This is a genomic window from Carnobacterium sp., assembly GCF_032094055.1.
Classification (GTDB): domain Bacteria; phylum Bacillota; class Bacilli; order Lactobacillales; family Carnobacteriaceae; genus Carnobacterium_A.
In genome coordinates this window covers 6,169-9,609 of sequence record NZ_DAMDAK010000045.1, presented here as the reverse complement: position 1 = coordinate 9,609, position 3,441 = coordinate 6,169, and the positions used below count along the sequence as shown (strand labels likewise).

Annotated in this window: 3 protein-coding genes; all 3 read left to right on the top strand. The window is 35.5% G+C overall.

Annotation, left to right across the window (positions count from 1 at the left end; genetic code table 11):
* The coding region (locus RT405_RS08150) for an HAD-IC family P-type ATPase (RefSeq protein ID WP_313469029.1) at positions 1–1,601 on the top strand (1,601 nt) is incomplete at its 5' end.
* 187 nt (positions 1,602–1,788) lie between these two features.
* Positions 1,789–2,316: a VanZ family protein gene (locus RT405_RS08145; protein WP_313469038.1), complete on the top strand. Its 528-nt coding sequence runs from the start codon at positions 1,789–1,791 to the stop codon at positions 2,314–2,316.
* A gap of 101 nt (positions 2,317–2,417) precedes the next feature.
* A complete protein-coding gene (locus RT405_RS08140; RefSeq protein WP_313469028.1) occupies positions 2,418–3,143 on the top strand; it encodes a YebC/PmpR family DNA-binding transcriptional regulator in 726 nt (241 codons plus the stop codon).
* The last annotated feature ends 298 nt before the right edge of the window (positions 3,144–3,441 follow it).

The window sequence follows — 3,441 nt, the reverse complement described above, 5'->3', positions numbered from 1 at the left end:
GCGCAATTACAATGTCTAAGAAAAAAGTAATTGTTAAAGAACTAAATGCTATTCAAAACTTAGGCGCCATGGATGTTTTATGTACAGATAAAACTGGAACCATCACAGAAGATAAAGTTGTTTTGGTACGCCATATAAATCCGATCGGAGAAGAAAGCGATCGAGTTTTAGAATTAGCCTATATGAATTCAAATTACCAAACGGGTTGGAAAAACGTGATGGATCACGCTGTTATTGAATACTTTAGTGAAAACCGTGAAGAAAGTGAATTAGAGAAAATTGAAAAAATCGATGAGATTCCATTTGATTTTTCAAGACGTCGCTTAACGGTAGCTGTCAAAGCAGGAGATCAGCAACTGATGATTACTAAGGGTGCAGTAGAAGAAATGCTGAAAGTTTGTCAGTATGTTGAATTAAACGGTGAAGTTGTTTCATTGACATCAGAATTACAAAAAACAAATGTGCATGATTCAGCTGTTTATTCTATTAAAGATGAAGCAGACATGGTGTTAGTAGGATTCATGGGGTTCTTAGACCCGCCAAAACAGTCTTCTATAACAGCTATTCAGTCGCTTCATGAACATGGCGTTAACGTAAAAGTGTTGACTGGCGATAACGAAATCGTTGCTCAAAAAATCTGCAAAGAAGTTGGGATTGAAGTAAATCGTGTGATTCTTGGCACGGAATTGGAGACAATGGATGATAAAGAATTGATGGATGCAACAGAAGGGATCAATCTGTTTGCAAAATTAAACCCTACACAAAAAGCTAGAATCATTGAATTGTTGCAACAGAAAGGTCACACCGTTGGATTTATGGGTGATGGTATCAATGATGCCCCTGCTTTAAGAACAGCTGATGTAGGAATTTCTGTTGATACTGCAGCCGATATTACTAAAGAAGCTAGCTCAATCATTCTGTTAGAAAAGAGTTTAACGGTTTTAGAAGATGGAGTGTTAGAAGGTCGGACTGTTTTTGGCAACATGATGAAATACATTAAAATGACCATCAGTTCGAACTTTGGGAATGTCTTTAGTGTATTAGTAGCCAGCGCCTTTTTACCGTTCTTACCAATGCTTTCGATTCAACTCTTAGTCCAAAACCTCATCTATGATGTTGCTCAATTAACGATACCTTGGGATAAGATGGATTCGGAAGATTTAATGAACCCTGCTAAATGGGGAACATCTGATTTATTGAAATTTACTTTTAGTGTAGGACCGATCAGTTCTATTTTTGATATCTTAACCTTTATGTTGATGTGGTTTGTTTTCCAAGCTAATACTGTCCAAGACGCTGCTTTATTCCACTCCGGCTGGTTTGTGATCGGGTTGATCACTCAAACAGTTGTCGTACACGTCATTAGAACGAAAAAAATACCATTTATCCAAAGCAGAGCCAGCATGAGTGTGATACTCTCAACAATTGCTGTTGTAGCGGCTGCTGTATTGATTCCAGGAAGCACATTCGGCACCTTCTTTGATTTTGTAGCTTTACCGGCAAATTACTGGAAATGGATGATTCTAATCGTTTTAGCATATATTGTATTAACTCAAATAGTTAAAGATATTTATATTAAAGTAAATAAACAATGGTTATAAAGAAAATAGAATAGGGAATGCAAATAAAGCAGTGTTTTATCAGCAATGATAGAGCGCTGCTTTACTTTATTTTTCTATAGAAAAAAAGTTTTTTTTGCTATACTGATGATAGTGGGTTGTAAATAACTCTGCCTTTTTATAGTTTGTGTTGAATCTAGAAGGCAGGTTGATGAAAGGAAGGAAAGAAATGCGTTTAGCAACAAAAGACAATTTATTTATCGGATTAGCATTAGCTATTATGATTGTATTATTCTATAGTTCTTCTCAGCCATATGAAAAACAGTCTATTACACCTGTATTAGATCAGTTATTAGCGAAAGAACCATTAAAAAATGTATTGAGTAATTTACAATTTACTTATGCTGAAAGCGAGGTCAGTATCTCAGCTTTAGGTTATAGTAAATTTATAGAATTTTTTATTCGCAAAGGAGCTCATTTTGGAACTTATTTTTTATTGGGTTTATGCTGGTTTTTAGGACTGAAAAATAAAATGACAAGCATAAGTTTGGCAGCATTAGTTTCGTGGTTCTTAACGACTGGTTATGCAGCTGTTGATGAATTCCATCAAGGCATCACACCTAACCGAACACCTTTGCTGCAAGACGTTCAATTAGACAGCATAGGAGCAATGACTGCAATTATACTAGCACTACTCTTTTTCTTTTTTCATCATCCTAAAAAGAAACGAAAAAACGGTTTTCGTTCTTCACGTTAAAATAACTCGTATTATCATTAAAAAATTTGCTCGATGGTTGGTTTTTTGGTAGAATGGATAAGGCTTGTTTGCCCGAATACACAATGAAATGAGGGAATGGAATGGCAGGACATTCAAAATGGAATAATATCCAAGGACGTAAAAATGCACAAGATTCAAAACGCGGCAAAATTTTTCAAAAAATATCAAGAGAAATTTATATGGCTGTGAAAAGCGGTGGACCTGATCCGAGCACAAACCCTTCATTGCGCATGGTGATGGATAAAGCAAAGTCAAATAATATGCCGAATGACAATATTGAACGTGCCATAAAAAAAGGCAGTAACACAGCAGAAAATGAAAACTACGATGAAGTAACTTATGAAGGGTATGGACCAAACGGCATCGCTGTTTTAGTACATGCTCTAACAGACAACTTAAATCGGACAGGTACAAACGTACGTGTTGCTTTCAATAAAAATGGCGGAACGATGGGAGAAAAAGGTTCTGTCAGCTATATGTTCGAACGTAAAGGATATATTGCAATTGAACGTGAAGGTTTAGAGGTTGATGAAGATACTATGCTGATGAGCGTTTTAGAAGCGGGCGGAGAAGAGATGGAGACTTCAGAAGAAGTTTTTGAAATTTATACAGATCCATCTGATTTTCCAGCAGTCCGTGACGCTTTAGAAAAAGAAGGCTATATTTTAGCTAAATCAGAAGTAACAATGGTTCCTCAAACAACCGTTGAGATACCAGAAGATAAAAAAGCTATTTTTGAACAAATGTTGGATAAATTAGAAGACGATGACGATGTTTCAGAAGTCTTTCATAATGCAGAAATGTAATCTTTACCCTTATAAACAGCTATATAACAGCATTTATACAGGGGCATACAGATTAGTAACGTTGTGGAAGATGGAATATCTACTTTTCTAATTTACTAAATATTATACGCATTTTAAAGCACTTGCTTTCCTATTTAATTAGGAAGGTGGGTGCTTTTTTTGTGTTCTCTAAAACTATCTGAGGCAATTGAAGAATTTAGTTATGAATTGTCTATCAGAAATTATTCAAAAAAGACGATTAAAGGCGTTATCAATAACCTACTGAACTTTGAACAGTATTTAGCGGCTAAAGGTAAGT

Coding starts and splice junctions, on each gene's coding strand:
- RT405_RS08145 (WP_313469038.1), top strand. CDS start 1,789: ATGCGTTTAGCAACAAAAGACAATTTATTTATCGGATTAGCATTAGCT.
- RT405_RS08140 (WP_313469028.1), top strand. CDS start 2,418: ATGGCAGGACATTCAAAATGGAATAATATCCAAGGACGTAAAAATGCA.